4 protein-coding genes are annotated in these 3,235 nt (G+C 73.2%); all 4 read left to right on the top strand.

What is annotated here, in order from left to right; genetic code table 11:
• On the top strand, positions 1-573 hold a 573-nt coding region (locus AB0J52_RS33520; protein WP_500186879.1), incomplete at its 5' end, for a DUF6928 family protein.
• 138 nt (positions 574-711) lie between these two features.
• The gene (pdxT, locus tag AB0J52_RS33515; RefSeq protein ID WP_500186877.1) at positions 712-1,329 is read left to right on the top strand and encodes a pyridoxal 5'-phosphate synthase glutaminase subunit PdxT; all 618 of its coding nucleotides are present in this window, start codon (positions 712-714) and stop codon (positions 1,327-1,329) included.
• Positions 1,330-1,331: 2 nt separating this feature from the next.
• Positions 1,332-2,081, top strand: coding sequence for a YebC/PmpR family DNA-binding transcriptional regulator (locus AB0J52_RS33510; protein ID WP_500186876.1), 750 nt, complete (start codon positions 1,332-1,334; stop codon positions 2,079-2,081).
• Positions 2,082-2,157: 76 nt separating this feature from the next.
• Positions 2,158-3,235: GNAT family N-acetyltransferase (locus tag AB0J52_RS33505; RefSeq protein WP_500186874.1), on the top strand; the 1,078-nt coding region annotated here is incomplete at its 3' end.

Below are 3,235 nucleotides of genomic sequence, written 5' to 3'. Positions count from 1 at the left end.
CCGGCCGGAACACCTCGGCCGGGCCTGACCCCCGACGGCGCCGCCGCCGCGGACCTGGCCCGGCGGCTGCGCCCCGGCGCGACGCTGGTCGAGACCGGCGACACCGTCCTGGACTTCGCGTTGTGGCCCTACGAGGACGAGCTGTTCGTCGGCGCGTTCGACGGGGCCCTGCTGGTCTGCGACCGGCGGCTGTTCGGCCTGGACGACGACGCCCGCCGGATCGCCGACACCGTCGCCACCGCCCTGCCGGGCGCGCGCTGCGGCGTGCTGGTGCTGCAGAACGTGGCCTCCGGCTGCTGGTTCCGCTGGTACGAGGCCGGCGGGCTGCGCCGCGAGGTGTTCGTGACCAGCGAGGACGGCGTGGTCATCGACCAGGGCGGCCGGATGCCCGCCGAACGCCCCTACTGGGCCGGGATCGACGGCGGCGCGCCCGACGTCCCGCTGCCGTTCTCCCCGGAGGAGTTCGGCCTCGCCATCGCCCGCGAGCACATGGTCGGCCGCGACCTGGCGTCCCTCGGCCCGGACGGCTTCCTGCCCCTCGAACTGCCGCTGCGCCGCTTCAAGATCGCCTGATAGCCCGCCCGGCCGATCGCCTCTCCGCCTCCGGCCGCGTCGCGGCGCCCGTCCGGGAAGCAGGCGCGGGCCCGGAGGCGTTGTACAGAACGTTTAGGGTTGTGAACGACCCCGAGAACTCCCCGGAAGGACGCTTTGGTGACTGCTGTGCCGACCATCGGCGTGCTCGCTCTGCAGGGCGACGTGCTGGAGCACGCTCGGGCGCTGGAGGGCGCCGGGGCGCGGACCCTGGCCGTCCGCCGCCCCGAGGAACTGGAGCGCGTGGACGGCCTGGTGGTGCCCGGCGGCGAGTCCACCACGATGTGGCGGCTCGCCCGGGCCTTCGACCTGCTGGAACCGCTGCGCAAGCGGATCGAGGCCGGGATGCCCGCCTACGGCTCCTGCGCCGGCATGATCATGCTGGCGGACCGGATCGAGGGCGGCGTGGCCGGCCAGGAGACGGTCGGCGGCATCAACATGACGGTGCGCCGCAACGCCTTCGGCCGCCAGGTCGACTCGTTCGAGGCGCCGGTGCCGCTGACCGGCATGGGGGACGCGCCGTTCCACGCCGTGTTCATCCGCGCCCCCTGGGTGGAGCGCGTCGGAGACGCCGTCGAGGTCCTGGGTCGTGCCGAGAGCGGCCCGAACGTCGGTAGGATCGTCGCCGTCCGTCAGGGCCGCCTCATGGCGACCTCGTTCCACCCTGAACTGACGGGCGACTACCGCGTGCACCACTACTTCGCCGATCTGGTGCGCCGGGCGATGGAGGAGGATTAAGCATGTCCGGCCATTCCAAGTGGGCGACGACCAAGCACAAGAAGGCCGCCCTCGACGCCAAGCGCGGCAAGCTCTTCGCCAAGCTGATCAAGAACATCGAGGTCGCGGCGCGCACCGGCGGCGGCGACCCCGACTCGAACCCGACGCTGTACGACGCCATCTACAAGGCGAAGAAGAGCTCGGTCCCGAACGACAACATCGAGCGCGCGCGCAAGCGCGGCGCCGGTGAGGAGGCGGGCGGCGCCGACTGGCAGACCATCATGTACGAGGGCTACGCGCCCGGCGGCGTCGCGGTGCTCATCGAGTGCCTCACCGACAACCGCAACCGCGCCGCCTCCGAGGTCCGGGTCGCGCTCACCCGCAACGGCGGCTCGCTCGCCGACCCCGGCTCGGTCTCGTACATGTTCAACCGCAAGGGCGTCATCATCGTCCCCAAGGAGGGCACCTCCGAGGACGACGTCATGATGGCCGCCCTGGAGGCGGGCGCCGAGGACGTCAACGACATCGGCGACCAGTTCGAGGTGGTCTCCGAGGCGGGCGACCTGCTGCCGGTCCGCCAGGCCCTGCAGGAGGCCGGCATCGACTACGAGTCGGCCGAGAGCAAGTTCCTGCCGACGATGTCGGTCCCGCTCGACGAGGAGAACGCCAAGAAGGTGTTCCGTCTCCTCGACGCGCTGGAGGACTCCGACGACGTCCAGGAGGTCTACGCGAACTTCGACGTCTCGGACGACGTGCTCGCGGCGATCGAGTAGTTCCGCATCGCCAGGACGCCGCTTCCCGGAGACCGGGAGGCGGCGTCCTTCGTTTCGTCGGCCTAGGGTGGGGATCATGGAGATCCGTGAACTGACCGCCGCCGACCTCGACGCCGCCCTTGACAACCGCGTGCGCGCCTTCGGGCACGTGCCGGAGGCCGACGTCCGCTCCTGGCGGGAGGGCTCGGCGAGCGTGATGGCCGCCGGCCGGCAGCTCGGCGGCTTCGACGGCGGGCGGCTGGTCTCCACCGCCCGCGTCCTGGCGTTCCGGCAGTGGTGGGAGGGGCGGGCCGTTCCGATGGGCGGGCTGGCGGGCGTCACGGTCGCCCCGGAGGACCGGGGGCGCGGCGCGGGCCGCGCGGTCGTGACGGCCGCCCTGCGCCGGGCCCTGGAGCTGGGCGACGTGCTCTCGGCCCTGCATCCGGCCACGACGACCCTGTACCGGGGGCTCGGCTGGGAGCACGCGGGCGGACTGCACCGGGTGACGATGAAGACCGAGGCGCTGCGCGGCATCCGCGCCGACCGGGTGCCGGTGCGGCGGGTCGGCCCGCGGGACGCCGAGGAGATCGCGGCGACGATCGCGCGCGTGCACGAGGGCGCCCGCGACAGCGGCCCGGTCGACACCGGAGCCGACCTGTGGCGGGTCCGGCTGGCGTCCGGCGGCATGTTCGCCTACCTGGCCGACGACGGCTTCCTGGCCTACCGGTGGGCCCCGGACAATTCCTCCCTGGTGATCGACAAGGTCGTCGCCGGCTCGGAGCGGACGGCCCGGGCGCTGTGGGCGATCGTCGGCTCGGGCGCGTCCACGGCCGACTCGGTGAAGGCGAACCTCGCCCCCCACGACCCGGTGCTGTGGCTGGTCGCCGAGCGCGAGCACGACATGATCGACCGCACCCAGTGGATGCTGCGCGTCCTGGACGCGCCCAGGGCGATCGAGCTGCGGGGGTACCGTCCCGGCGTGAGCGCGGAGGTCCCGCTGCGCCTCACCGACGAGCTGCTCACCGCCAACACGGGCCACTGGACGCTGACCGTCAAGGACGGCGAGGGACGCCTGGAGCAGAGCGCGGAGGACGCGACGGCCGTCCAGCTGGGCCCGCGGGGCCTGGCGGCGCTGTACGCGGGCATTCCGGTGAGCACGCTGCGCCGGGCGGGCC

Origin of the sequence: Spirillospora sp. NPDC049652, from assembly GCF_040675125.1 — a bacterium.
In the GTDB taxonomy this organism is placed as follows: domain Bacteria; phylum Actinomycetota; class Actinomycetes; order Streptosporangiales; family Streptosporangiaceae; genus Spirillospora.
Note: the sequence above shows the minus strand (reverse complement) of the source record. Positions and strands in the feature narration are given on the sequence as shown.